At 72.5% G+C, this 24377-nt stretch carries 22 protein-coding genes and 1 pseudogene; 10 read left to right on the forward strand and 13 right to left on the reverse strand.

The window, feature by feature from the left end:
- Nucleotides 1-12 precede the first annotated feature (12 nt).
- Together AC0665_RS36040 and AC0665_RS36045 are read right to left on the reverse strand one after the other, a co-directional pair.
- Entirely contained in the window at nucleotides 13-615 is a 603-nt protein-coding gene (locus tag AC0665_RS36040) for a hypothetical protein (RefSeq protein ID WP_478706647.1), read from the reverse strand.
- Nucleotides 616-637: 22 nt separating this feature from the next.
- Nucleotides 638-1294, reverse strand: a complete 657-nt coding sequence (locus AC0665_RS36045; RefSeq protein WP_468639590.1) for a nucleoside/nucleotide kinase family protein — start codon at nucleotides 1292-1294, stop codon at nucleotides 638-640.
- Nucleotides 1295-1412: 118 nt separating this feature from the next.
- Here AC0665_RS36045 and AC0665_RS36050 point away from each other — a divergent pair, with 118 nt between their 5' ends.
- The 5 genes from AC0665_RS36050 (at nucleotide 1413) to nicT (ending at nucleotide 8307) form a co-directional block, all read left to right on the forward strand.
- Nucleotides 1413-2150 (forward strand): beta-phosphoglucomutase family hydrolase, encoded by a 738-nt coding sequence (locus tag AC0665_RS36050; protein ID WP_468639588.1) that lies wholly within the window; start codon nucleotides 1413-1415, stop codon nucleotides 2148-2150.
- Entirely contained in the window at nucleotides 2147-4501 is a 2355-nt protein-coding gene (locus AC0665_RS36055) for a glycoside hydrolase family 65 protein (protein ID WP_478706648.1), read from the forward strand. Before AC0665_RS36050 ends, AC0665_RS36055 begins: the two co-directional genes overlap by 4 nt.
- Before the next feature lie 103 nt (nucleotides 4502-4604).
- The gene (locus AC0665_RS36060; RefSeq protein ID WP_478706649.1) at nucleotides 4605-6083 is read left to right on the forward strand and encodes a hypothetical protein; all 1479 of its coding nucleotides are present in this window, start codon (nucleotides 4605-4607) and stop codon (nucleotides 6081-6083) included.
- 75 nt (nucleotides 6084-6158) lie between these two features.
- Nucleotides 6159-7007 (forward strand): proteasome subunit beta, encoded by an 849-nt coding sequence (prcB, locus tag AC0665_RS36065; RefSeq protein ID WP_478706650.1) that lies wholly within the window; start codon nucleotides 6159-6161, stop codon nucleotides 7005-7007.
- Nucleotides 7008-7155: 148 nt separating this feature from the next.
- Entirely contained in the window at nucleotides 7156-8307 is a 1152-nt protein-coding gene (gene nicT / locus AC0665_RS36070; RefSeq protein WP_478706651.1) for a Nickel transporter NicT, read from the forward strand.
- Nucleotides 8308-8314: 7 nt separating this feature from the next.
- Here nicT and AC0665_RS36075 read toward each other — a convergent pair whose 3' ends face one another.
- Together AC0665_RS36075 and AC0665_RS36080 are read right to left on the reverse strand one after the other, a co-directional pair.
- Nucleotides 8315-9286 (reverse strand): hypothetical protein, encoded by a 972-nt coding sequence (locus AC0665_RS36075; RefSeq protein ID WP_478706652.1) that lies wholly within the window; start codon nucleotides 9284-9286, stop codon nucleotides 8315-8317.
- A gap of 11 nt (nucleotides 9287-9297) precedes the next feature.
- Nucleotides 9298-10764: an APC family permease gene (locus AC0665_RS36080; protein ID WP_478706653.1), complete on the reverse strand. Its 1467-nt coding sequence runs from the start codon at nucleotides 10762-10764 to the stop codon at nucleotides 9298-9300.
- A 392-nt stretch (nucleotides 10765-11156) separates the two neighbouring features.
- Here AC0665_RS36080 and AC0665_RS36085 point away from each other — a divergent pair, with 392 nt between their 5' ends.
- Entirely contained in the window at nucleotides 11157-11663 is a 507-nt protein-coding gene (locus AC0665_RS36085; protein ID WP_468412741.1) for a DUF5709 domain-containing protein, read from the forward strand.
- 99 nt (nucleotides 11664-11762) lie between these two features.
- On the opposite strand, the gene AC0665_RS36090 is transcribed toward AC0665_RS36085, so the two are convergent.
- On the reverse strand, nucleotides 11763-11969 hold the full coding sequence (locus AC0665_RS36090) for a hypothetical protein (RefSeq protein ID WP_468412739.1): 207 nt from the start codon (nucleotides 11967-11969) through the stop codon (nucleotides 11763-11765).
- Between the two features lie 219 nt (nucleotides 11970-12188).
- Here AC0665_RS36090 and AC0665_RS36095 point away from each other — a divergent pair, with 219 nt between their 5' ends.
- The gene (locus AC0665_RS36095) at nucleotides 12189-12425 is read left to right on the forward strand and encodes a chaplin (protein WP_468412737.1); all 237 of its coding nucleotides are present in this window, start codon (nucleotides 12189-12191) and stop codon (nucleotides 12423-12425) included.
- A gap of 66 nt (nucleotides 12426-12491) precedes the next feature.
- Here the strand turns inward: AC0665_RS36095 and AC0665_RS36100 are convergent, their stop codons facing one another.
- On the reverse strand, nucleotides 12492-13592 hold the full coding sequence (locus AC0665_RS36100; protein ID WP_478611184.1) for a PP2C family protein-serine/threonine phosphatase: 1101 nt from the start codon (nucleotides 13590-13592) through the stop codon (nucleotides 12492-12494).
- 300 nt (nucleotides 13593-13892) lie between these two features.
- On the opposite strand from AC0665_RS36100, the gene AC0665_RS36105 reads away from it, so the two are divergent.
- Nucleotides 13893-14780, forward strand: coding sequence for a GNAT family N-acetyltransferase (locus AC0665_RS36105; protein ID WP_478706654.1), 888 nt, complete (start codon nucleotides 13893-13895; stop codon nucleotides 14778-14780).
- A 12-nt stretch (nucleotides 14781-14792) separates the two neighbouring features.
- Here AC0665_RS36105 and AC0665_RS36110 read toward each other — a convergent pair whose 3' ends face one another.
- Entirely contained in the window at nucleotides 14793-15674 is an 882-nt protein-coding gene (locus AC0665_RS36110) for a Gfo/Idh/MocA family protein (RefSeq protein ID WP_478611107.1), read from the reverse strand.
- Between the two features lie 191 nt (nucleotides 15675-15865).
- On the opposite strand from AC0665_RS36110, the gene helR reads away from it, so the two are divergent.
- A complete protein-coding gene (gene helR / locus AC0665_RS36115; RefSeq protein WP_478706655.1) occupies nucleotides 15866-18025 on the forward strand; it encodes an RNA polymerase recycling motor ATPase HelR in 2160 nt (719 codons plus the stop codon).
- A gap of 7 nt (nucleotides 18026-18032) precedes the next feature.
- Here helR and AC0665_RS36120 read toward each other — a convergent pair.
- The 3 genes and pseudogenes from AC0665_RS36120 to AC0665_RS36130 all read right to left on the reverse strand — a co-directional run.
- A pseudogene (locus AC0665_RS36120) lies at nucleotides 18033-18263 on the reverse strand (sugar ABC transporter substrate-binding protein); the annotation flags it as partial.
- A 132-nt stretch (nucleotides 18264-18395) separates the two neighbouring features.
- Complete coding sequence (locus tag AC0665_RS36125) at nucleotides 18396-18806, reverse strand: VOC family protein (RefSeq protein WP_366053800.1); 411 nt, start codon at nucleotides 18804-18806, stop codon at nucleotides 18396-18398.
- Nucleotides 18807-19068: 262 nt separating this feature from the next.
- Nucleotides 19069-19299, reverse strand: a complete 231-nt coding sequence (locus AC0665_RS36130) for a hypothetical protein (protein WP_363122374.1) — start codon at nucleotides 19297-19299, stop codon at nucleotides 19069-19071.
- Nucleotides 19300-19479: 180 nt separating this feature from the next.
- Here AC0665_RS36130 and AC0665_RS36135 point away from each other — a divergent pair, with 180 nt between their 5' ends.
- Nucleotides 19480-21201 carry a hypothetical protein gene (locus AC0665_RS36135; RefSeq protein ID WP_478706656.1) on the forward strand — a complete coding sequence of 574 codons (1722 nt, stop codon included), beginning with the start codon at nucleotides 19480-19482 and terminating at the stop codon, nucleotides 21199-21201.
- Nucleotides 21202-21272: 71 nt separating this feature from the next.
- Here AC0665_RS36135 and AC0665_RS36140 read toward each other — a convergent pair whose 3' ends face one another.
- From AC0665_RS36140 to AC0665_RS36150, 3 genes are all read right to left on the reverse strand, one after another.
- Nucleotides 21273-21914, reverse strand: coding sequence for a cutinase family protein (locus tag AC0665_RS36140; protein WP_468412725.1), 642 nt, complete (start codon nucleotides 21912-21914; stop codon nucleotides 21273-21275).
- Nucleotides 21915-22065: 151 nt separating this feature from the next.
- Nucleotides 22066-23286, reverse strand: coding sequence for a PucR family transcriptional regulator (locus AC0665_RS36145; RefSeq protein WP_478706657.1), 1221 nt, complete (start codon nucleotides 23284-23286; stop codon nucleotides 22066-22068).
- A gap of 122 nt (nucleotides 23287-23408) precedes the next feature.
- Entirely contained in the window at nucleotides 23409-24362 is a 954-nt protein-coding gene (locus AC0665_RS36150; protein ID WP_478706658.1) for an alpha/beta hydrolase, read from the reverse strand.
- Between the last annotated feature and the right edge of the window lie 15 nt (nucleotides 24363-24377).

Genomic DNA, 24377 nt, shown 5'->3' on the forward strand with positions numbered 1-24377 from the left:
GACGGGCCCGCATCACAGCGGCAGACCGATCAGGCCCCGTCCTCGGCGGCCGGCCTCGGTCACCACGGTGCCCCACTCCCGCAGCAGCACCGAGAACTCGTCGAAGTCCTCGATCCACCGCCCGGGGCACGCGGCATGGACACCGTACGGCTCACGCAGGTCCTCCAGCAGCGGCTCGGCCCGCGCCCAGTGCGCGGTCAGGGCGGAGACGGTGGCGGGCGGGCAGGCCAGCAGCAGCCGGCGGTCCGCCGGGAACAGACCGGCGATGACGCCGTCGTCGGCTTCGGCTTCGTCGTCCGCCTCCCAGATCAGGTCCCTCAGGAAGGCGTCCAGGTACTCGCGCGCTTCCGGGGCGACGTGCTCCCGCAGGTCGTCCCAGGCCTGCCCGGCCCAGAAGTGCGGCTTGTACGAGCCGGTCGTGCTGTGGAACTCGTACCGGCCGCACCACGGCATGTCCGGTGCCGCCGGCCAGGCCCAGCCCCGCTGCGGCTCCGCGCCCCAGCTGAACTCGTCGTCGTAGGACGCGGCGTGCGTCAGCAGGCCGTACCGGTCCTCGGCCGGTGTCCCTTCGAGTCGTTCCCAGTCCACCGCCAGCACGGTGATGTCCAAGCCCATGAGGGCACCCTAGACGGACGGTTCACGCCGACAGGCGCGGTAGCGCCGACTCCGGCACCACGAGGTCGGCCCGGCCACGGGTCTCGGCCACCAGTTCCGCGTTGCGCTGGTCGGAGCGATCCACCCAGGCCGCCGCCTCCTCGTGCGTCTTGCCGAACTCCTCGTGCCGGGCGACCAGCCGGCGGACGCGTTCCGGCTCGGGCAGCTCGCAGAACCACACCTCGTCGAGGAGAGCGCGGACCCGGGACCAGGCGCCGGTGTCCAGGAGGAGGTAGTTGCCCTCGGTGACGACCAGACGGGCCGTCGCGGGCACCGGGATCGCGCCCGCGATCGGCTGCTCCAGGACGCGTTCGAAACCCGGGGCGTACACGATATCGTCGCCCGACTCGTCGCGCAGCCGCCGCAGCAGGGCCGCGTAACCGGCCGCGTCGAACGTGTCGGGCGCGCCCTTGCGGTCCCGGCGGCCGAGGCGCTCCAGTTCGGCGTCGGCGAGGTGGAAGCCGTCCATGGGGACGTGCGCGACCCAGGGGTCACCGGTGCCGTTCAGCTCCCTCACCAGGTGCTCGGCGAGCGTCGACTTGCCGGCGCCGGGGCTGCCCGCGATACCGAGGAGCGCGCGCCGGCCGCCTTGCGGGAGGGCCCGGGCACGGCGGACGAGGTCGTCGAAAGTGAGCGGCACACGGAAAGTGTGTCACCCGGGGCCGGGCGAGAACTCCCGGCGTCTGCACCCCGCACGCCCCCCGTGGTGTGGCGTGCGCCACTCACTGGAACATCGCCGGGCGGGGAACGGGACCTGTATGACGCAGCTCGGACTACCCGAAGGCATCCACGCCTGTCTCTTCGACCTCGACGGCGTCGTCACCAAGACGGCCGTCGTGCACGCCGCGGCCTGGAAGGAGATGTTCGACGCCTTCCTGCGCGAGCGTGACGGCGCGGACTTCCGGCCGTTCGAGGCGGCGGACTACGACGAGTACGTCGACGGGCGGCCACGCGCCGACGGGGTGCGCACCTTCCTCGCCTCCCGCGGCATCGACCTGCCCGACGGCGACCCGGACGACCCGCCGGGCGCCGAGACCGTGCACGGACTGGGCAACCGCAAGAACGACCTGGTCCTGGAGAAGATCCGCACCGACGGCGTCGAGGCCTACGACGGCACCCTGCGGTACTTGGAGGCCGTCCGCGCCCACGGGCTCGGCACCGCGATCGTCTCCTCCAGCGCCAACTGCCGTGACGTGCTCCGCTCGATCGGCGCCGAGCACTTCTTCGACGTACGCATCGACGGCGTGATCGCCGCCGAGCGCGACCTGCCCGGCAAGCCGCACCCCGACACCTTCCTCGCCGCCGCCGGGGACCTCGGCGTCGAGCCCTCCGAAGCGGCCGTCTTCGAGGACGCCCTGGCCGGCATGGACGCGGGCCGCGCGGGCCGTTTCGGGTACGTCGTCGGAGTCGACCGGGTCGGGCAGACCGACGCGCTGTACGAGCACGGCGCCGACATCGTGGTGAAGGACCTGGCCGAACTGGGGGACGCGCAGTGATCACACAGCGGGCGTACGGCGTCGAGCCCTGGACCGTGCGCGAGACGGAACTCAACCTCGACGTCCTCGCGCAGAGCGAGTCCGTGTTCGCCCTGTCCAACGGTCACGTCGGCTGGCGCGGCAACCTCGACGAGGGCGAACCGCACGGCCTGCCCGGCTCCTACCTCAACGGCGTCCACGAAGTGCACCCGCTGCCGTACGCCGAAGCCGGCTACGGCTACCCGGAGTCCGGCCAGACCTCCATCAACGTCACCAACGGCAAGGTGCTGCGGCTGCTGGTCGACGACGAGCCGTTCGACCTGCGCTACGGGCGGCTCGTCACCCACGAGCGGACCCTCGACCTGCGGCGGGGCGTCCTGGAACGGGTCTGCGAATGGACCTCCCCGGCCGGCTCCACCGTCCGGGTGCGCTCCACACGCCTGGTGTCCCTCACCCAGCGCGCGATAGCCGCCGTCGCCTACGAGGTGGAGCCCGTCGACAGCCGCACCCGTGTGGTGCTCCAGTCGGAACTCGTCGCCAACGAGAGCCTGCCCGAGCCGGACGGCGACCCGCGCGCCGCCAAGGCGCTGAAGTCGCCGCTGGAGCCGGAGGAGGACCTCGCCGAGGGCAGCAGGCTGCGGCTGGTCCACCGCACCCGCCGCAGCGGCCTGCGGGTCGCCGTGGCCGCCGACCACACCGTCACCGGCCCCGAACGGACCACCACCAGCAGCGAGTCCAACGTGGACGTCGCCCGGCTGACCGTCACCTCCGTGCTGGAACCGGGCGAGCGGCTGCGCGTGGAGAAGCTGGTCGCGCACGGCTGGTCCGGCACCCGCTCCCGGCCCGCGATGAGCGACCAGGTCGAGGCGGCCCTCGCGGCGGCCGGGCACAGCGGCTGGGAGGGGCTCCTGGAAGATCAGAAGGCCTACCTCGACGACTTCTGGGCGCGCGCCGACGTCGAGATCGACGGCGACGAGGAGATCCAGCAGGCCGTCCGCTTCGCCCTGTTCCACGTCCTGCAGGCCGGTGCCCGCGCCGAACAGCGGGCCATCCCCGCCAAGGGACTCACCGGCTCCGGCTACGACGGCCACGCCTTCTGGGACACCGAGGCGTTCGTGCTGCCGCTGCTGACCTACACCGCGCCGAAGTCCGCCGCCGAGGCCCTGCGCTGGCGCCTGGACACCCTGCCCGCGGCCCGCGAACGCGCGGCCCAACTCGGCCTGCGCGGCGCGGCGTTCCCCTGGCGCACCATCGAGGGCTCGGAGGGTTCCGCGTACTGGCCGGCCGGCACGGCGGCCTTCCACGTCGGCGCCGACATCGCCGACGCCGTCGTGCGGTACGTCGCCGTCACCGGCGACGAGACCTTCGAACGCGAGGTCGGGGTGGAGCTGCTGGTGGAGACGGCCCGCCTGTGGCGCTCCCTCGGCCACCACGACGACCGGGGCCTCTTCCACATCGACGGCGTCACCGGACCGGACGAGTACAGCGCCATCGCCGACGACAACACCTACACCAACCTCATGGCCCGGGCGAACCTGCTCGCCGCCGCCGACGCCTGCAAACGCCACCCCGACGAGGCCGCGCGGCTCGGCGCGGACGAGGAGGAGCGGGCCGCCTGGCGGGACGCGGCCGAGGCCATGCACATCCCCTACAACGAGGAACTCGGCGTGCACGAACAGCACGCCGGCTTCACCCGCTACCAGCGCTGGGACTTCGACCGCACCGGCCCGGACCAGTACCCGCTCATGCTCCACTTCCCCTACTTCGACCTGTACCGCAAACAGGTCATCAAGCAGGCGGACCTGGTGCTGGCGATGTACACCTGCGGCGCCTTCTTCGAGGAGTACTTCGACGAGGAGCAGATCGCCCGCAACTTCGCCTACTACGAGCCGCTGACGGTACGGGACTCCTCCCTTTCGGCCTGTGTCCAGGCCGTCATGGCCGCCCGCTCCGGCCACCTCGACCTGGCCGCCGACTACACGGCCGAGGCCGCGCTGATGGACCTCGGCGACCTGGAGCACAACACCCGCGACGGACTGCACATCGCCTCGCTGGCCGGCACCTGGATGGCGCTGGTCGCCGGGTTCGGCGGCATGCGGTGCACCGACGGCACCCTGCGGTTCGCGCCCCGCCTGCCCGAACGCTACAGCCGACTCGCCTTCACGGTGGGCTTCCTCGACCGGTGCCTGCGCGTGGAACTCACCGCCGACGAGGCCACGTACACCCTCAACTCCGGCCTGCCCCTGACCATCCACCACCACGGGAGCGAACTGACGGTGACCGAGGAGGCGCCCGTCTCCCGGCCCGTTCCCGAGCCGGTCCACCGCCCGGCCCCCCACCAGCCCCCGCACCGCGCCCCGCACACGCGCTGATCCCGCCTCCGGGGTCAGGCACATGGCCGAGTTCCGCCCTGCGCCGCACCGCACCGCGGGTTAGCTTGACCGGGATAGTTGATCACCGGAACAAGGGGCGAACATGGCCGATGGCGCGAGCGCCGTCCTCGTCCGGAGGAGAAGACGGCGGCAGACGGCCGGGCCGCGTACCCCCGTCAGGGTGCGCGGCGACCGGCCGCTCGCCGTCCTGGCCGCCGTCTTCACCCTCGCGCAGCTCGTCCTGGTCCGGCCCGTCCTGGGCCTCGGGTGGGACGAGATCGTGTACGTCAGTCAGGTCACCTCCCACCACCCCGCCGCCTTCTTCAGCGCGCCCCGCTCCCGGGGCGTCTCGCTGCTGGTCGCGCCCGTCGCGTCCTGGTCGTCGTCCGTCCCGCTGCTGCGCGTCTATCTCGCCCTGCTCTCCGGGCTGGCCCTCTACCTGGCCCTGCGCGCCTGGCGGGGCCTGTTCCCGACCCGTGTGCTGGTCGTCGGCGGGGCCCTGTTCACCTCGCTGTGGGTGACGCTCTTCTACGGTCCGCAGGCCATGCCGAACTACTGGGTCGCGATCGGCGCCCTGATCAGCGTCGGCTGCTTCCTGCGCCTCCAGGCGGAACGTCCCTCCGCGAGACCACTGTGGGGCCTGGCGGCCGGCGCCGCGCTGATGGCGTGGATGCGCCCCACCGACGCGGTCTACGTGGCCGCACCCCTGCTCGTCCTCGCCCTGGCGCGGCGCCACGGGCGAGCCCTGCTCGCGCTCGCGGCGGGACTCGCGGCGGGCGCCGTTCCCTGGGTGATCGAGGCCTACACGGGGTACGGCGGTCTCGCGGAGCGGCTGGCGGAGGCCTCTCGCATCCAGGGCGGACTGGGCTGGCAGATCGCCGTCGACGACCAGCTGCGCAGCCTGGGCGGGCGGGCCCTGTGCCGGCCGTGCACCGGCTCGATGCCCAGCCCGCTGGTCACCGTCTGGTGGTTCGCCCTGCCCGTCCTGGCCGGCCTGGCACTGGTCGTCGCGGTGCGGGCCCGGCGCCCGGCGCCGACCCTGGTCCCGCTGGCCTGCGCCACCGCGGTCGCCCTGCCGTACCTCTTCATGATCGGCTACGCGGCGCCGCGCTTCCTCCAGCCGGCCTACGCGCTGCTCGCGCTCCCGGTCGCGGACGCCCTGTGGCACCTGGTCCGCACCCGCGGCGGTGCATGGCGTCCGGTGGCCGCCACGCTCGTCGCGCTCTGCCTGGCCGGGCACCTCGCGGCGCAGCTCGCCGTCCTGAACGGCACCGTGAGCCGCAACACCGAGAGCCGACGGGACTGGGACCGCACCGCGGCTGCCCTGCACCGGCTCGGTGTCCGGGCGCCCTGCCTGCTCACCGGCCACGAGGCCATCCCGATCGGCTACTACACCGGCTGCTCCTCGGGGGCGACGTCCGGCAACAACGAGAACATCACCGTGACGGGCATCCTGCACACCGCGCGGCGGATCCCGCTCGCCCACCTCGCACCGGCCGGCGGCACCCCGCCCCGCTACGCCCGCTCCTGGCCCGTGCACCGGATCTCGGACCTGGACGTCCGTGTCGCACCGCGGCCCTGACGCCGCACGGCGGGTTTCCCCGCCGCCCGGCTCAGGTAGGAGTGCGTCGACGGCCACGATCGAGGGGGGAACGGCATGGCGGCGAGCGATCACGAGGGCAGGCCGGCGCGGGAGTTCTTCACTCCCGGCTCCTCGTCCTTCACCGAGTTCCTGGCGGCCCACCGCCCCGAGTTGCTGAACACCCGTCGGGTCCTGCCGGACGGTGTCCGCGCCGCGGGCGCCCCGCACGGCACGACCGTGCTGGCCCTGACCCACCGGGACGGCGTGCTGATCGCGGGCGACCGGCGGGCCACCATGGGCAATCTGATCGCCCAGCGCGACCTGGAGAAGGTGCATCCCGCCGACGACCACTGCGCGGTCGCCTTCGCGGGCACGGTCGGGCTCGCGGTGGACATGGTGAGGCTGTACCAGGTCGAGCTGGCGCACTTCGAGAAGATCGAGGGCATCCCCATGACCCTCACCGCGAAGGCGAACCGCCTCGCCGCCATGATCCGCGACAACCTGGGCCAGGCCATGCAGGGCCTCGCCGTCGTCCCGCTGCTCGCCGGCTACGATCCCGCGGCTCCCGGGGGCGAACACGGCCGCATCTTCTCCTACGACGTCGCCGGAGGCCGCTACGAGAAGTACGGCTTCCACGCCGAGGGCTCCGGATCGCCGTACGCGCGGGGCGCGTTGAAGAAGCTGTACCGCCCGGGCATGACCCGTCGCGAAGCGGCTCTGGCCGCCCTTCAGGCGCTGTACGACGCGGCGGACGACGACTCCGCGACCGGCGGCCCCGACCTCACGCGCCGCATCTACCCGATCGTCGCGGTCATCACCGAGGACGGCTTCGAGCGGCTGGCCGAGGAGGAGACCGAGGAGCTCAGCCACGAGCTGGCCGAGCGGCGCCGGACCCGGCCGGACGGGCCGAACGCCGAGGTCTGATCCCGTCGGCCCGCCACCGCCGGGCGGAGTTTTCGCTTCCATGGACAAGACCTGTCACGGGCTTTACTGCACAACACTTGCAGGTACCGGAGGATGACACGAGGCTGTTCGACGCAGCCGTCCGTACGACAGAAAGACCCATCCCCCGATGACGGCCGCCCCTGAGTCCACTCCACCCCTCCCCGCCCCGGCCTCCGCCCAGCGCACGGCCTGGCACCGCGTCCGCACCTCCATGACGCGGCGGGAGTGGACCAGGGTCGGGGGGATGGCGGCCTTCATCCTGGCCCTGCACGTGATCGGCTGGTTCACCCTCGTCGCGATCGTCGCCCCGGAGCACCGCACCCTGGGGACACAGACCTTCGGCGTCGGCATCGGCGTCACCGCGTACACGCTCGGCATGCGGCACGCCTTCGACGCCGACCACATCGCCGCCATCGACAACACCACCCGCAAGCTGATGGGGGAGGGGCAGCGCCCGCTGTCGGTCGGCTTCTGGTTCTCCCTCGGCCACTCCAGCGTCGTCTTCGCCCTGGCCTTCCTGCTCACCCTCGGTGTGAAGACCCTGGCCGGGCCGGTGCGCGACGACGGCTCGGCGCTGCACGACGCCACCGGCCTGATCGGCACGACCGTCTCCGGGACGTTCCTCTACCTCATCGCGGGCGTCAACCTCGTCATCCTGGCCGGCATCTGGAAGGTGTTCCGCGCGATGCGCTCGGGCCGCTACGACGAGGCCGCCCTGGAGGAGCAGCTGAACAACCGCGGCTTCATGAACCGTCTGCTGGGCCGTGTCATGAAGTCGGTGTCCAAGCCCTGGCACATGTATCCGCTGGGCCTGCTGTTCGGCCTCGGCTTCGACACCGCCACCGAGATCGCCCTGCTCGTCCTGGCCGGCTCCGGCGCCGCCTCCGGACTGCCCTGGTACGCGATCCTGTGCCTGCCGGTCCTGTTCGCCGCGGGGATGTGCCTCCTCGACACCATCGACGGCTCCTTCATGAACTTCGCCTACGGCTGGGCCTTCTCCAAGCCCGTCCGCAAGGTCTACTACAACCTCACCATCACCGGCCTGTCCGTCGCGGTGGCCCTGCTGATCGGCACCGTGGAACTCCTCGGCCTCCTCGCCGACCGGTTCGGCCTGCACGGCCCTTTCTGGGACCGCGTCGCCGGCCTCGACCTCAACGTCCTCGGCTACGTGGTCGTCGCCCTGTTCTTCGCCACGTGGGTGGTGGCCCTGGTGGTGTGGAGGGTCGGACGCATCGAGGAGAGGTGGTCGGGGGACCTGGCCGGGCCGCCGGGCTCCTGACAGGCGCTCAGGAGCCGAGCCGCAGTTCCTTGCGCCACTTGACGATCTGCTTCTCCGCGTCGCCCGTGTACGACCAGGGCGTGCGGGTCGCGCGGGTCCCCAGCATGCCGAGCAGGACGCCCGCGATGTCCGTGGCGCCGGCGGAGCAGGCGGCGTGGGCCAGGTAGCAGAAGTCGCGCAGTTCGGCGGGCGCGATCGCGGTCTCCGTCCGGCTCATGACCCAGCGCTGCCAGGTCCGCCGTACGTCGCTCAGCGCGCCGTCGTGGTTCCAGTGCTGCGAGAGCCCCACGGCGGAGTGCCTGCCCTGTGCCGCGTCCAGGGCGAAGCGGTACTCCTCGACCCGGGCGTACTGCACCAGCACCGGCAGCGGGCAGCCGGGCGGTGCCACCCCGGCCGCGTCCCGGGCGAAGTCGTACATCAGGCCGTGCGTGCCGTGCCAGCGCGCCGAGTAGTAGTGCAGCACCTGCAGGTGTCCCTCGACGCTGTAGGGATCACGCGCGTGCAACTCGTCCCACCAGCGCCCCAGTTCCTGCCGGCGCACCCCTGACGGGTACAGGCGCGCCACCGAGATCAGCGACACCCAGGGCGTCGGATCCTCCGGGTAGGCCTGTGCCGCCGCCAGGCAGGCCAGCACCGCTGCGTCCACGCGGTGCTGGTCGATCGGCACGCCCCGCCCCGCCGCGATGGCCGTGTTGAAGGTACGGGCCGTCTCCGTCGCCGCCCGCAGCACCAGCGCGTCGGCGCTGTGCGGGTCCGCGGAGAGCCAGGACTCCACCGTCGAACTGCCCGCGCAGGCCTGGGCGAGCTGCCGGACACGGTGCCCCCGCGCCGCCCAGTCGCCCCCGGTGGCGCCCAGTAGCTCCCGCAGCCCCTGCCAGCGGCCGATCACCACGTCCTGGCGGGCGGAGGTGAGCCCGGCGTCCCCGCAGTCGGGGTCGAAATCGGGAGTGAAACCACGTCTGAGACCGCCTCGCGCCATGGGAGTCCCCCTCAGAAGTCGGTGGAGAGACCCTCGTGGACCCGGGCGTGCGCCTGTTCGTCGGGGACGTAGTCCGTCTCGACCGCGCGCGAGGCGTCCAGTTTCGCCGGCCGGTAGTAGTCGCTGCCCTGCCTCCAGTACCAGAGCATCGGGACGAGCCCGACCGCGAGGCCGCCGACGCCGATGGCGACGGCGGCGCTGCTCAGCTCGCCCAGCGACTCCACGAACACCCAGAACATGAACAGGGCGCCGCACAGCGGCCACAGGCCGCCGAAGAGGAAGCTGGCGGGGGACGTCAGCAGCGTCTTGCGGTACGCGACCACCACCGCGAGCCCGGCCAGTCCGTAGTAGACCGCGATCTGCAGGCCGATCGCGGAGATGGCGTCGGAGAGGATGTCGCCCACCGAGCCCAGGGCGTTGGAGGCGATGAACATCACCAGCGCCACCGCCCCGACCACGACGATCGCCACCCAGGGCGTGTTCCACCGGGGATGCACCCGGCCCAGCGCGGACGGCATCGTCCGGTCCCGGCCCATCGCGAACAGCGAGCGCGTGACCTGGATCAGCGTCGTCTCCAGGGTGGCGATGGTGGACAGCATGACCGCCACGATCAGCACCTTGCCGCCCCAGCCGGGCCAGACCTCCTCGCCGAGCACCGCCAGCACGTTCGCGTCGTTCTCCTCGATCTGCCGCGAGGACAGGATCACGTTCACGGCGATGGTGAACACCTCGAACAGCAGGAAGACGATGCCCACCCCGATCAGGCCCGCGAGGCCCGTGGTCCGGCGGCTGTTGCGGGTCTCCTCGCTGAGGTTGCTGGTGACGTCCCAGCCCCAGTAGTAGAACGCGGCGACGAGCGCGCCCGAGGCGAAGCCGGCCATGCCGTCGAAGTGGGAGAAGCCGAGCCACGACCAGTCGAAGGCGCGGGCGTTGCCGGTGTGGAAGAAGGCGAGCACAGCGAACAACGCCAGGATGGCCAGCTCGACACCGGACATGATCAGCTGGGCCCGGACGGTGAGCCGGGCACCGCCCAGCACCACGCCCAGCATGACGAGGAACCAGACCGCGCCGACCACCGTGGCCAGCGCGGTGTTGTCGGCGAGTGTGTCGTCGAAGAGCGCGAGGGTCATGGATCCGGCGGGCAGCGAACCGGCCACCATGAAGATCGTCGCCGAGATCACCAGCGCCCAGCCGCTGATGAAGCCGAGGAACGGGTGGAGCGTGCGTCCCACCCACGAGTAACTGGCGCCCGCGTTGACGTCGATCCGGCCGAGGTAGCTGAACGCCAGCGCGATGCCCAGCATGGGTATCGCGCAGTACAGCAGGGCGGCCGGGCTGGCCAGCCCCACCGCACCGACGAGGACGGCGGTGGTCGCGGCCAGCGAGTACGCCGGGGCGCTGCCCGCGACCGCCATCACCACGGTGTCGAACGTGCCGAGGACGTTGGCCTGCAGCCCTCTGCCCCTGCTGTTGCTCATGGATGCGCTGCTTTCACTTGTGCACGACCGGAAGCGGGCATGCCGTCCCGGAGACGTTGAGGGGTGGGGTGGAGCTCGCCGCCGGACGGAGAAAGGTGGCCTCGGGCCCGGGGGCGATGACAAAGGGGTGGTGGATACCGTGCTGCCGCCGCGTCGGCACTCGGTCACACCGTGTGTGCGAGTGATGATAGCCCCACTCCTTGATGTTTCAAGCTTGACTGGTCGGTAATGTCCGGGCGGCCGCCCGGTTTCAACTCCCGTCGGTCGGCCGGACGTTCGGCCGCCCTCCCGACCGGGAGACATTCGCCGAGGTTAGAGCCCGCGTAACGGGAAACGCGGAACGGACAGAACAGACCCACGAGTCGACGCAGCGCGACAAGGAGGCAGGAGTGATGGGCACGGAACCGACGCACCCCGAACCGATGGCGGACGACGTGTACCAGCCCACCGGGACCAACGAGGAGCAGGAGGACGCCGCGCCGCTCGACCTGCAGGACGCCGTCGACGAACGGACCTACGACGACACCCTGGACGAGGGTTACTCCCCGCCGGAGAAGCCCCTCGGTGTCACCAAGCGCGGCACCACCGCCGCCGAGCAGCACGAGGGCGAGTCCCTCGACGAACGGCTCGCGCAGGAGGTCCCCGACGTGTCCGCCGAGCCGGTGGGCGACGGGGTGGGCGACAGTCCCGACGGCGACGGCGAACCGGTGGACCCCGAGGCGGGCACCGAGAGGGCCGGACGCCTCGTCGCCCCGGACGAGGGTGCGCACGCCGACACCACGAAGGAGAGCGTCGCGGCCGACGTCGGCATCGACGGCGGCGCGGCCGGCGCGGAGGAGGCCGCCGTGCACGTGGTCGAGGAGGACGTCCTGCTGCCCGAGGACGACGGCAGTAGGTGACGCGCCGCCCGCCACCTGAGGCGGGGGCAGGCATACGGGAGGCCACCGCGACCGGACGTCCGGCCGTGGTGGCCTCCCGCATGCCTGAGCGGCTCTTACCTAGGGCAGCAGCTTCTCGAGGGCGGCGGGTCCCTCCGCCGCCAGCTTGCGCCGGGCCCACTCGATGTTGTGCGGGGTGAGGTCCTTGCCCGAGGCGAGGACCAAGTCCTCCGGCGACACGTCGGTGCCGGTGCGGGCGTGGAGCAGGCGGTCCGGGGTGGCGCGGTCCTCGGGCTGCTGGGACGCGGCGGGCTGTGATGTCGACATGTTCTCTGCTCCTAGGGTCCGGATCGCTGGTGCGGCCCCGGTGCTGAAAAACGGGTCCGCTATCACCATTCCCCGCGCGAGCGCGGCGTGCATCCGGAGAGGGCGGACCCGGTCCCGCGGGACCCGGTGCACCCCGTTCGGACGCTCACCGATGTCGCGTCGGCGCACTCCGGGTGACGGTGGAGACACGTGTCCCTGCGAATGACAGGAGCTTTACCCATGCGCACACGTGTGACTGCCGCAGCCGGCCTGGCCTGCGCCGCCCTGCTGGCCTTCGCCGGTACGGCGAGCGCGGACGACGGGCCCGTCGGCATCGCCGCCAACAGCCCCGGCTTCCTCTCCGGCAACGTCATCCAGATCCCGATCGACATCAACGCCAACGTCTGCGGCAACACGATCAACGTGGTCGGGCTGCTCAACCCGGCGTTCGGCAACGAGTGCGAGATCAAGGACTGACGTCCCGGTCGTACGGCCCTGCCGGCGGCGGCCCCGCATCATCGCGGGCCGCCGCCGGCCGCGTTGTCAGCGCCCGGTCCACGGGCCGGGCGCGAGCACCAGCATCGTCACGTCGTCCCGCACGTCCGGGCAGTGCCGCAGCAGGTCGGCCCAGACCCGCTCGGCCAGCGTGAAGGGATCGTCGGCCGCGAGCACCGGCAGCCGCTCGGCCAGCGGGTAGAACACCCCGTCGGTGTCCCGGGCCTCGGTGACCCCGTCGGAGGCCAGGAAGAGCCGGTCACCGACGTTCAGCGGCACGGACACGACCCGGGGCGGAGCGACCTCGGCGAGACCGAGACCGAGCGGAGTGCACGGCTCGACGTCGAGCTCCACGACCCGCCCGTCCCGCAGCAGCAACGGCCCGGCCTGCCCGCACGCCACGATCCGCACCACCCGGGCGTCGGCGGAGAAGTCGAGCAGCACCGCCGTCGCGAACAGCTCGGCGTGCGGCTCACCCGCCGAGTCCACCGCCAGCCTCCGGTCGAGCCGGGCCGCCACGGCCTCCGGGTCCGGCTGGTCGAGCACCGCCTCCCGGAACGCCCCCAGCAGCGACGCGACCGTGGCGACGGCCGACAGCCCGTGCCCCTGCACATCGCCCATGACCGCCCGCACGCCGTAGGGGCCCGCCCGCACGTCGAAGAAGTCGCCACCGACCAGCGTCCCGCTCTGCGCGGCCCGGTACAGGCCCGCGCACCGCACCGGCCCGACCCGCTCCGGCAGCGGCGGCACCACGGCCCGCTGCGCGACCTCGGAGACGGTCCGCTCGGTGACCAGCTGCGCGTCCCGCCTGGTCCGGACGTACGACAGCAGCACGCTCAGCACCGACACGAAGCACACGGTCAGCAGGTCGGTGCTGCCGGGATCGTCGAGGTCGAACACGGGCACGGTCAGCACGACCACGACCAGCGCGCCCAGCACGGCGGTCGCCACCGGTCCGTGCGCCAGTACCGCCAGAGGCGGAATCGCGCCCAGCAGGAAGCCGATGTCCAGGGGATCCGGGCTGATCAGCTCCGCCGCGCACACGCCCGCCAGCAGGGCCGACGGCAGCACCCGAGCCCAGCCGGGCGGCGGTGCGCCGCGCAGCCAGCCCCGCCGCTCCGGGTCCCGGCGCGCAGGCCGGCCGCGCAGACTGCTCACACCACCACGCTGCTATGCCCGGCCGGGCGCCGCACGCGGGGCCCCCGCGACCTCGCCGGACAGACCGGCGTCCGACCCATGGCGCCCGAGGAGCGGCCGGGCCGTGCGGGAAAAGCGATGGACGGTCCACCGAGGGTCCCGTAGCGTGTGGCGCGCCACGCCCGAGACCGGTGGAAGGAGGGCAGAGCCGTGCAGTTCACACCGTTCCCGCGCTCCCTCCCCGTTGTTCCGGCGTGCTTCGGCTGACCCACCGGGAGCGCTTCGCACAGCACTCGTCCCGGAGGACATCCCATGACCGATCCGGTCATCCGCGCGCTCGACACGAGCGACGCCCATCTCTTCGACACCCTGCCCGACCCGCTGGGCGCCCGTGAGGGCCACCGGCTGACCCGGCACCGCCCCGACTGGAAGCGGGTCGCCCTGCGCCACGGCCGTGTCGTCGCCCGCGGCGCCTGGTGGGGCGGCCCCGACGACACCGAGCCCCTCAACGTCAACTGGTTCGACGTGGCCGAAGGCGAGGAGGAAGCGGGCGCCGCGCTGCTGCGCTCCGCCCCCTGGCAGGTCGACCTGGAACTGAACCTGCCCGCCGGGTGGCGCGACGACCCGGCCCTGCGAGCCGCCGCCGAAACCCGCTTCACCGCCGCCCGGAAGGCCGGCTACGACCTCCTGGTCGAGCGCCTGCTGTACCGCTGGACCCCCGACCGCGGCCTGCCCGAGCGGCCCGGGCGCCTCGACTTCCGGGCCGAACCGGACGACGCCGTGTTCTTCGACGCGCTGCGCCGCATCCACTCCGTCACCCTGGACGGCCACGCGCTCAAGGCCATCGAGCAGGGCGGACTCGACCAGGCGGCGCAGGAGGAACTCGACTTCTTCCACTGGTGCCCGTCGCCGCGCGAGTGGTGGCGGGTGGCGTACACCCCGCGGGGCGAGGCGGCCGGCATTCACATCCCCGCCCACAACCCCTCGGGCCCCTGCGTCGGCTTCATCGGGGTCCTGCCGGACCAGCGCGGGCAGGGCTACGCCTACGACCTGCTGGCCGACTGCACCCACTTCCTCGTCGAGCAGGGGGCGGAGTTCATCGCGGCGGCCACGGACCGGGGCAACTTCCCCATGGCGGCCAACTTCGCCAAGGCCGGCTATCCGGTGGTGAGGGAACGGATCGACTTCACCCCGGTGTAGGACACCAGCCGCCTAGGATCCGCTGGTCAGCAGATCCTGGGCGGCCGTGAGGATCTCCGTGACCCGCAGCCCGAACGCCGCGTCACAGGCGTGCGGGCGGCCGGTCCGGGCGGCGTCGAGCAGCGCGTCCGCGGCCCGCGTCAGGGCGGGCACCGCGCCGTCGGAACTCTCCGGCAGCACCGCGACGCCGGCCTCGCCCCGCAGCTCCACGGCGGCACCCGCGGCGGCGGGCGGCGCCGTGAGGCTCAGGGTGAGGGTGCTCGACGCGCCACCGGCGTGGTCGAGGACGAGATGGGACGTGTCGCCGGGCCCGTACGCCGCCGCGGTGACCCGCCGCACGTCCCCCAGGACCGGCAGCAGCACGGACAGCGCGTGCGGGCCGACGTCCCACAAGGCGCCCTTCTCCCGCCGCCATGGGGTCGCGAAGGGGCTGTCGCCGGTGAACACCGCCCCGAGCCACTCGGCGCGCGCGGTGAACCAGCCTCCCTGCGCCGCCTGTGCGGCGATCCACGCCGCCGGCTCCGGCTGGAAACGGGTCGTGAAGAACACGACCGAGGCGACCCCCGCCTCCCCGGCCGCCTCGACCACCGCCCGCCCCTGCTCCACGGTCGGCGCGAGCGGCTTGTCGAGCAGCAGGTGACATCCGGCGCGCGCCGCCCGCGCGGCGAGCGAGGCCTGCACCTCGGGCGGCAGCGCCACGGCGACGGCCTCCACGTCGGCGAACAGCTCGTCGACGTCGTCGTAGGCCCGGACGCCGTACCGCTCGGCCAGTTCCTTCGCCGCCTCGGGGCGACGGCCCCACACCCCCGCGAAGTCCAGCTCCCCGTGCCCGCTCAACGCGGGCGCGTGGGCCAGCCGGGCCCAGGGTCCGGTACCGAGCAGTCCTATGCGCATGCCGCCGCCTCTCCACGCCTCCGGAACGAAGAGCGTGCCACACGGAAACGACCGGCGGACAACAGAAAAGGCAAGGAGCGCTCTCCTTGCCACTCTCAAGTTATAGCCCACAGGGGGCCTTGCGGCAAGGCCCCCCGGCTCCCGCACAATGTCCGGCCTAGGCCCAGGACCTGCGGAAACGGGAGCATGACGTGACCCCTGCGACGACGAGCGCGTTCGATCTTCCCGACCGCCTCGCGCACAAGGCCGAACCGGCGCTGATCGCCGGGGACGAACAGCACTTCGCCGCCGTCGCCGACTGCCTGGAACAGTCGATCGCCGAACTGTCGGGCCGTCTGGAAGCCGCGCGCAGGGCGCCCGGCGGCAAGGGACGGCAGGCGATGGACCGGGACGCCGAGATCCACCGGCTGACCGCCCGGCTGCGCACCCTGCGCCGCTTCGGACTCGACCTGTGCCTCGGGCGCATGGTCGGCGCCGACGGCTCCGAGCCCGTGTACGTGGGAAGGCTCGGCCTCACCGACAGCGAAGGGCACCGGCTCCTGGTCGACTGGCGCTCCCCGGCGGCCGAGCCGTTCTTCGGGGCCACCCACGCCGACCCGATGGGCCTGGCCAGCCGCCGCAGGTACCGCTGGACCGAAGGCCGGGTCGGCGACTACTGGGACGAGGTCTTCACCGCCGACGGACTGGAAGGGCACGCCGCGCTCGACGACCAGTCCGCCTTCATCGCCGGCCTCGGCACCCACCGCTCACCCCGCATGCGGGACGTCCTCGCCACCCTCCAGGCCGACCAGGACGCCATCATCCGCGCCGGTTCCCGCGGCGCCCTCGTCGTCGACGGCGGCCCCGGCACCGGCAAGACCGTCGTCGCCCTGCACCGCTCGGCCTACCTTCTCCACTCCGACCCGCGCCTGGCACAGCACCGCAGGGGCGGTGTGCTGTTCGTGGGCCCGCACCGGCCCTACCTGTCCTACGTCTCCGACGTCCTGCCCAGCCTCGGCGAGGAGGGCGTGCAGACCTGCATCCTGCGCGACCTCGTGGACGAAGGCGCCTGCGCGCAGGCCGAGACCGACCCGGAGGTGGCGCGCCTGAAGTCCTCCGCGGACATGGTGCGGGCGATCGAGGAGGCCGTCCGCTTCTACGAGGAGCCACCCACCGAGGCGATGACGGTCACGACCCACTGGTCCGGCATCCCGCTGAGCCCCGACGACTGGGCCACGGCGTTCGAGGCGGCGGAGCCGGGCACACCGCACAACGAGGCGCGCCAGCAGGTGTGGGAGGAACTGCTCACGATCCTCGTGGACAAGCACGAGGGCGAGGCGTCCGAGACATCGCTGCGCACGGCGCTGTCCCGGGACCGGGAGCTGTTCGAGGCCTTTAACCGTGCCTGGCCCGTGCTAGAAGCGGCCGACCTCGTCGGGGACCTCTGGTCGGTCCCCGCCTACCTGCGCAGGTGCGCGCCCTGGCTCGACCGCGACGAGGTCCGCAGGCTGCAACGCGCACAGCCCCAGGCATGGACGCTGTCCGACCTGCCCCTGCTGGACGCGGCGCGCCAGCGGCTCGGCGATCCGCGGACCTCCCGCCGCAGGCGCCGTCAGGAGGCCGCCGTCGCCGCCCAGCGGGAGGGCATGGCCGACGTCATCGACAACCTGCTGGAGGCCCACAGCCACGACGACGGCGAAGGAGTGCTGGTCATGCTGCGCGGGCAGGACATGCGCAACTCCCTCGTCGACGAGAGCGTCCTGCCGACGGCCGACCCGGACCGGCTCGCCGGGCCGTTCGCGCACATCGTCGTGGACGAGGCGCAGGAACTGACCGACGCGGAATGGCAGATGCTGCTGCTGCGCTGCCCGTCCCGCAGCTTCACCATCGTCGGGGACCGAGCCCAGGCCCGCCACGGGTTCACGGAGTCGTGGCGGGAACGGCTGGAGCGGGTCGGTCTGGACCGCGTCGAGTCGGCCGCCCTGACCGTCAACTACCGGACACCCGCGGAGATCATGGTGGAGGCCGAGCCGGTCATCAAGGCGGTGCTGCCGGACGCCAACGTGCCGACGTCGATCCGCAGCGGCGGTGTCCCCGTCCGGCACGGCTCCAGGTCGGAGCTGCACTCCGTCCTGGACCGGTGGGCGGCCGAACACGCCGACGGGATCGCCTGTGTCATCGGCGACCCCGCGTTCCGGTCGGCGTCGCCCCGCGTGCGCGCGCTGACGCCGGAGCTGTCGAAGGGGCTGGAGTTCGACCTGGTCGTACTTGTCGACCCGGAGGACTTCGGCGACGGCGTCCAGGGCGCAGTCGACCGCTATGTGGCGATGACCCGGGCCACGCAGGAACTCGTGGTCCTCACCAGTTCCTGACGTACGCCCGGGCGGGGCGGCTCAGGCGGCCAGGGACGACAAAGACGGCGTGCTCGGCGCCCGGCCGCCCGAGGCGCTCGCCGGACGCCTGGCCCGCGATGTTCTCGTCGTGGCCGACGTACTCGAGCATGCCGAGTCTCTTCCAGTCGTCCAGGCCGGAGTTGAAGCCGGCGAGGGGGATGCCGGCCGCTTCGGCCTTCGCCACCACGCCCTTCATCGCGTTCGGCTTGGCGGCGGTGCGGCTGTCCACGAGGGATGTCAACCACTTTGTCAGGACGTACCGACAAAACGAGGCCGCCCGTACACGCCGGCGGTGAACCGTGTGTGCGAGCGGCCTCGGGCGGACGGTCCGGGGTGCCGGGCTCGGCGTTCAGCTCTCCGAGCTGATGTTGACCATCCACGGGACGCCGAAGCGGTCCGTGCACATGCCGAACACGTCACCCCACATCTGCTTCTCCAACGGCACCGACACCGAGCCGCCCTCGGACAGCTTCTCCCAGTAGCCGCGCAGCTCGGCGTCGTCGTCGCCGCTCAGGCTGACGGAGTAGGAGCCACCCTGCTCCGGCTCCGTGCCCGGCGGGTTGTCGGCGCCCATCAGGGTGAAGCCGGCAGGGGTCTCCAGCATGCCGTGCATGATCTTGTCGGCGTTCGGGGCGTCCGCCTGCCCGAAGTCTCCGTAGCTGTTGAGGTCGAGTGTGCCGCCGAAGACCTCCTTGTAGAACTCCATCGCCTGCCGGGCGTCGCCGTTGAAGGTGAGGTACGGGTTGAGACGCGAGGCCATGAAAACCTCCCAGAAAGGGGCAAAGGTGGGTTTCCGCGCAGCGTATCGCCGAGCACCGGCGTCGGCGCGCCGAGCGGGGCGCGCACGGGGCGGAGCAGGGCCCTGGGGAGAGCCGCGACCGGTCCGTGCCCGGGTGGTACTCAGGTCGAGCACCGGCCGGGGGAGTACGGCGGGGCCGGCACCCGGGGGCGGGCCGGGTCGTCGGTTCACCGTGGGGCAACCCGTCGCGAGGCTGGATGCGCCGGGGTCGGGGCGCCGGGGCTCATGCCTCCTCGGACGCCCCGTTGTTCCAGTCGTAGGGGCCGCCGCCCTGCCACTCGATCAGCTCGGTGTCGTCGACGGCCGTGTCGGTGGTGGGCAGGCCCTCGCGGTGCAGCAGGTCCAGTACGTCGAAGAGGCTGTAGGCGACGCCCATGCGCTCGCCGCGGATGGTCACCAGCCGTCCGCCGTCCGTCGCGGGCGGCTGCACGACCACAGGGGGTTGACCGTCCATAGCCCCACCATGCTCCCGAAACGGCCGGTTCGCAGCTCGGTGGCGTCCAGAAGCGGTACGGACCCGTGCCGGGCGCGGGCGCCGGGGCCGCTGTGCGCCGGTGACAAGGCGCGAGGCGGAAGCTGAGTTCTCATCAGCACCGCCTGAGAACGGCCGTGCCACCGCCCTAGCGTCCGTGGCATGGACATGAACCGCATGTGCAGAGGGAAGTGGGGCGGTGCCGTGCTGGCGGTGCTGCTGACCACCGGGACACTGACGGCCGCCGCCCCGGGTGCCCGGGCCGACACGGCCCGCACCGAGACACCGGTGAGATCGACCTCCCCGGTGACCGCGGTGAAGGAATCGGTGGTGCGGGTGAAGGTGCCGCTGCCGGAGTCGGCCGGGGCCCGTCCGGCGGCGTGCGACTGGCTGTCGTACCTGCGCTACCGCTCCGCCGACGGGCCGGCGGCGTCCGCCGACGCGGACCGGATCCTCATCGCCCAGCCCGGCATCCTGGAGGGAGCGGGCGCCTTCGACAGCGTCGCCCGCAACACCGTCGCGAAGGCCGCCGAGCAAGGACGGCACATCGAGTTCTGGGCCCTGGACAGGCGTTCCAACTGCCTGGAGGACCGCACCGGCATCGCCTCCGGCGACCAGCACGCGGCGGTCGACTACTACTACCGAGGCAAGCCGGTCGGCGGCCGGACGTTCGACGGGTTCGTCGGCAACGGACAACTGGGCTGGATGGCCGAGCTCGGGATCGAGCAGACCGTACGCGACCAGTACGACCTGCTCACCGCCGAGCTGCCCTCCCAGGCCCAGCGCAAGCGGAAGGTGCTGTGCGGCGGGCACTCGCTGGGCGGTGTCATCACCGGCTACTTCGCCACCGCCGACTTCGACGGGAACCGCGCCACCACCGCGGACGCCGGATACAACCAGTGCGCCGGCTACTTCGCCCTCGACACCACCGTCTCCACCTCGCTGGCCGACCTCAGCGGCAGCATTCCCGACGACACCAACCTCCCCGACATCGGCCTCGGGTACGGCGTCGTGCAGGCCGGGCTCGACAGCGGGGTACTGCCCCGCACGCTGTCCGCGCCGGTGCTGCTCAACCCCGAGACCATGACCCTGCTCGGCATCGCGGGCCTGGGCGCCCTCAACGACCTGGAGGGCGAGGCCGACCTGCCCCGTTACCTGCCCAGGAGCCTCAACATCGAGGCCACCAACCGCTTCCTGTTCTCCAAGGACACCGCCGCCTTCCTCACGGGCACACCCTCGGTGAAGGACTTCCGGCTCACCAACGGGGCGGTGCTCGGGGCGTTGCTCGACGACAACTCCGTACCGCTGGCGTTCCTCCAGACCAGCGTCGGCTTCTTCGACGGCGGGCCCGTCGTCGACAAGACCTTCCCCGTCGCCAACGGCGGTGACCAGCAGGCCGGGCTGTACGGCACCGCGTACAAGGCCATCCCCGGCAAGCCGCAGGGGCCGCTCTACACCTGGCGCAACTACGACCGCGTCGGCGATCCGGACGACCCCGGCCACCGGTCGGCCGACGGCACCCCGTTCACGGGCGCCGGCGAGGAGGTCACCGATGTGCGGCAACTGGCCCGCAGTCTCGCCGAGCAGCCGCTGGACTTCACCGAGCAGTACTTCCCGACCAAGCTCGTCACGGACATCCAGCTGGCCACCTCGCCGCAGGTGAAGAAGCTCGTCGTCCACCCCGAGGGGATTGAGGCCAACCCGGTGCTCACCGTGCTCGCCGGTGAGGGGCTGCTGGCCGGCCGGGTCCCCGCCGACCTGCACCCGGTGGTCGCCGACGGCTACCAGCACCTCGACGTCCTGACCGCCGCGATCGCGCAGAACGACGGCCGGCCCGAGCCCGTCTCCACCAGCCTCGCCGGTTTCGCACGCGCACCGCGCTAGTCCCTGCCCCTACGCACGAGAAGGGGCCCGGGAGGAACTCCTCCCGTGCCCCTTCTCGTGTACCGCGGAGCTCAGAGTCTGCCCGCGGCGAACGCGGCCGCCTCCTCGGCGTCGTCCCGGTAGCCCAGGTGCGCCCCGACGTCGCCTCCGCCGTTCTCGCAGACGGGGTCGCCCTTGGCGCACAGGTCGAGGGTGCGGCCCTGGTACGTGCCGGTGACGCTCTTGCCGAGCGCCCGGATCGGGTTGCCGAACAGCAGCACCGCGGCGACCTTCGGCTCGACCGCCGCGGGCAGCGTGGCGACGATGGGGCTGCCGACCACCGCGCCCGCGCTGCTGATGCCGATCGAGTTGTCGACGACGTTCGCGCCCTGCGAATAGCCGACGAGGACGAACTTCTGATTCGGACAGGCGGCGGCCTGGCTCTTCACATGATTCACCAGGTCGAGATTGCCCTGCGCCGCGGATGTGGGGGAGAGGTCGGCGGGGTAGTTCACCTTGTAGCTGGACAGGTTCTTTCCCGCTGCTTTCTTCTGCAGCGCGGAAAACACCGGATCGCCGACGATGAAGCCGAGCGTGCCCGGCTCGAAGGTGCCGCGGGCGGCGACGACCTCGACGTCCGAGCAGGCCGCGGCCGAGGCCGGGGCAGCCGAGACGGTGGCGAGCCCGGCGCCGCCGGCCAGCGAGAGCGCCGCGAGGCACATACGGATACGCATGGGGGATCCTCCGCGTGACAGGCGCATCGAGCGCCTTCGGAAAAGGACGCCCCGAACGTATTCGCTTTCTCCGGCCCGCTGTTATGGACGGGATTATGGAAACGTCACGGGTTTTTGTCGCCGATTGAGTGGCCGGCCTGAATGCAGGACGTCAGTTCCGCGGTGGGCGCAAGGATTCCGCGCGCAACGCCAGAATGAGGTCCAGGCGCGTCGCCGGGTCGTGCAGGCCGTCACCGAAGAGCTTCTCCAGTTGCCGCAGGCGGTAGCGGACCGTCTGCGGGTGGATGTGCAGGCGTACGGCGACGTCCGGCACGTTGCTGCCGCTGAGCAACCACGCCAGCAGGGTCTCGGCGAGCCGGTCGCGCTGCCCGGCCGAGACCGTGTCGAGGGGCGCGAGGACCCGTGCCTGAAGCCGTTCCAGCAGTGGTTCGTCGCCGTACAGCAGCAGCGTCGACAGATGCTCGGAGCAGCGCACCACGCCCTGGCGGGGGAGCACCCCACGGCCCATCAGCCCCAGCGCCCGGCTGGCCAGGCGCAACGACTGCGCCGCTTCGGTGACCGCGACCGTCGGGCCGATCGCGGCGGGCCGGCCGCGCAGCGCGAGCGTGAACGCCCGGCCGCCGATGCCCCCGGGGCCGTCCGGATCCGGCACCAGCATGCGCGGGGGACGGGACCCCATGTCCACCAGCGCGCCCGCCGCCGCAAGCGGCCGGTCCTCCTCCCGCCGGTCCGGCGCCGCGGCGAGTGCCACGACCGCGACCGTCCGGGGCACCGGCCAGCGTGCGCCGTGCGCCAGGTCCTGCACGGCCTCCGGCGCCACCGGACCGTCCTCGAGGAGCAGGTCGAGCAGGCGTTTGCGGCGGCGCTCCAACTCGTCGGAGCTGCGCAGCTGTGCCTCCGCGTACCCGGAAGCGGCCGCCTGTGCCACCTCGTGGACGGTCCGGAACGCCAGCTCTCCCAGCGCGGCCACGACGGTGGAGTCCAGCCCGAGCTCCTCGGCCGTACGGCCCATCTGCCGCCAGGCGCACAGCCCGCCGACCCGCAGGGCGGACTGCAGGGCGTCCAGGCTGCGGCCCTCCAGCGCCTCGCCCCGCCCGAGTTCGTAGTACGTCGCCGCGATCGCGCCCCCGTCGTCGCGCGGATCGGCGATGTGGTCGACGAACAGGGTGAGCGCCTGCACCACCCCCGACCGCAGGTTCTGGCGGTAGGTCCCGTCGGCGGGCCGCGCGTACTCGGGGACCTGCCGGCGGACCTCCTCCTCCACCTCGTCGGCGACGCCGGCCAGATTGGCGCGCAACAACTCCGCCAACTCGGGCGGAGGTTGGGGTGCTACGGGGTGGTCCGGCACGCCGCGCGGAGTGGGCACAGCCATCACGGACACTCCTTTCGACCGGAAGCGGCTCACCCGCGGGCTGATGCCTGTGGGACGAGTGGGTAGTCCTGTGTGGGACGGACGACCCCTCCGCTCCGTTCCGTGCCCCGACGACCCCTCCGTCACTCGGGCACGCCCAGCGCACGGGCGAGGACAGGCCACGAGGCGGTGAACTCCGGCTTCCAGTGCGTCCAGTCGTGCCCGCCACCCCCGTAGAAGTGCGTGGTGGCGGGGATGCCCATGAGAGCCAGCGTGCGGGCGAAACCCTGGGCCGAGGGCCACAGGGCGCTCTCCAGGATCCCGGGCAGCGGATCGCCGCCACCGCCCACCCCGCTGCCCTGCGACACGTACAGCGCGGTCCCGCGCAACCCGCCGGCGCGGGCGCGCGGATTGAACTCCCGCCAGGTCAGCAGGTTGAGCAGCGGGTTTCCCCACAGGGACGCGGCCGGCAGGTTCTCGCGCGCCACGATCGCGTCCATGATGGCGGGAACACCGGGGGCCGTGGTGTCCAGAACGCCGCTGTAGGAGGCCGCCGCCCTGAACGCCCCGGGGTGGCGGGCCGCGTGGGCCATGGCCCCGTAACCGCCGGTGGACACCCCCGCGACCGCCCGTACACCGGAGGCACGGTAGTCCCGGGCGAGCAGCGCCGGCACCTCCTTCACCTGGAACGTCTCGTAGTCGGGGCCGCCGCGCCAGACGCTCGGTATGCCGGTGGGGCCCGCGTCCGGCATCGCCACGATCAGGTCCCGGCCCGCGGTGAACGCCTCGATGTCCGTCTCGCGGGTCCAGGACGTGTAGTCGTCGTGGGCGCCGTGCAGCAGGTACAGCACGGGGTACCTCTTCTCCGGGCGCGTACCGAAGTCCGACGGCAGGATCAGGCGGACCGGCGCGCTCCTGCCGAGCGCGGCGGAGGGCACGGACACGTCCAGCGTGCGCGCCCCCGTTCGGCCGGCCGCCCGCGCGGGGGCCGTGCCGGCCGTTGCCCCGAAGAGGGCGGCGAGCCCGGCGGCGGCCGTCGCTCTGGCGACGGTACGGCGGGACACTCCGGCAGCGGGCTTGTGCAGCAGGTGGGGCATGACGGCTCCTCGGGT

This window comes from Streptomyces sp. NPDC043685 (genome assembly GCF_056436585.1).

Coding starts and splice junctions, on each gene's coding strand:
- AC0665_RS36040 (WP_478706647.1), bottom strand. CDS start 615: ATGGGCTTGGACATCACCGTGCTGGCGGTGGACTGGGAACGACTCGAA.
- AC0665_RS36050 (WP_468639588.1), top strand. CDS start 1,413: ATGACGCAGCTCGGACTACCCGAAGGCATCCACGCCTGTCTCTTCGAC.
- AC0665_RS36060 (WP_478706649.1), top strand. CDS start 4,605: ATGGCCGATGGCGCGAGCGCCGTCCTCGTCCGGAGGAGAAGACGGCGG.
- prcB (WP_478706650.1), top strand. CDS start 6,159: ATGGCGGCGAGCGATCACGAGGGCAGGCCGGCGCGGGAGTTCTTCACT.
- nicT (WP_478706651.1), top strand. CDS start 7,156: ATGACGGCCGCCCCTGAGTCCACTCCACCCCTCCCCGCCCCGGCCTCC.
- AC0665_RS36075 (WP_478706652.1), bottom strand. CDS start 9,286: ATGGCGCGAGGCGGTCTCAGACGTGGTTTCACTCCCGATTTCGACCCC.
- AC0665_RS36080 (WP_478706653.1), bottom strand. CDS start 10,764: ATGAGCAACAGCAGGGGCAGAGGGCTGCAGGCCAACGTCCTCGGCACG.
- AC0665_RS36085 (WP_468412741.1), top strand. CDS start 11,157: ATGGGCACGGAACCGACGCACCCCGAACCGATGGCGGACGACGTGTAC.
- AC0665_RS36090 (WP_468412739.1), bottom strand. CDS start 11,969: ATGTCGACATCACAGCCCGCCGCGTCCCAGCAGCCCGAGGACCGCGCC.
- AC0665_RS36095 (WP_468412737.1), top strand. CDS start 12,189: ATGCGCACACGTGTGACTGCCGCAGCCGGCCTGGCCTGCGCCGCCCTG.
- AC0665_RS36105 (WP_478706654.1), top strand. CDS start 13,893: ATGACCGATCCGGTCATCCGCGCGCTCGACACGAGCGACGCCCATCTC.
- AC0665_RS36110 (WP_478611107.1), bottom strand. CDS start 15,674: ATGCGCATAGGACTGCTCGGTACCGGACCCTGGGCCCGGCTGGCCCAC.
- AC0665_RS36125 (WP_366053800.1), bottom strand. CDS start 18,806: ATGGCCTCGCGTCTCAACCCGTACCTCACCTTCAACGGCGACGCCCGG.
- AC0665_RS36130 (WP_363122374.1), bottom strand. CDS start 19,299: ATGGACGGTCAACCCCCTGTGGTCGTGCAGCCGCCCGCGACGGACGGC.
- AC0665_RS36135 (WP_478706656.1), top strand. CDS start 19,480: ATGGACATGAACCGCATGTGCAGAGGGAAGTGGGGCGGTGCCGTGCTG.
- AC0665_RS36140 (WP_468412725.1), bottom strand. CDS start 21,914: ATGCGTATCCGTATGTGCCTCGCGGCGCTCTCGCTGGCCGGCGGCGCC.
- AC0665_RS36145 (WP_478706657.1), bottom strand. CDS start 23,286: ATGGCTGTGCCCACTCCGCGCGGCGTGCCGGACCACCCCGTAGCACCC.
- AC0665_RS36150 (WP_478706658.1), bottom strand. CDS start 24,362: ATGCCCCACCTGCTGCACAAGCCCGCTGCCGGAGTGTCCCGCCGTACC.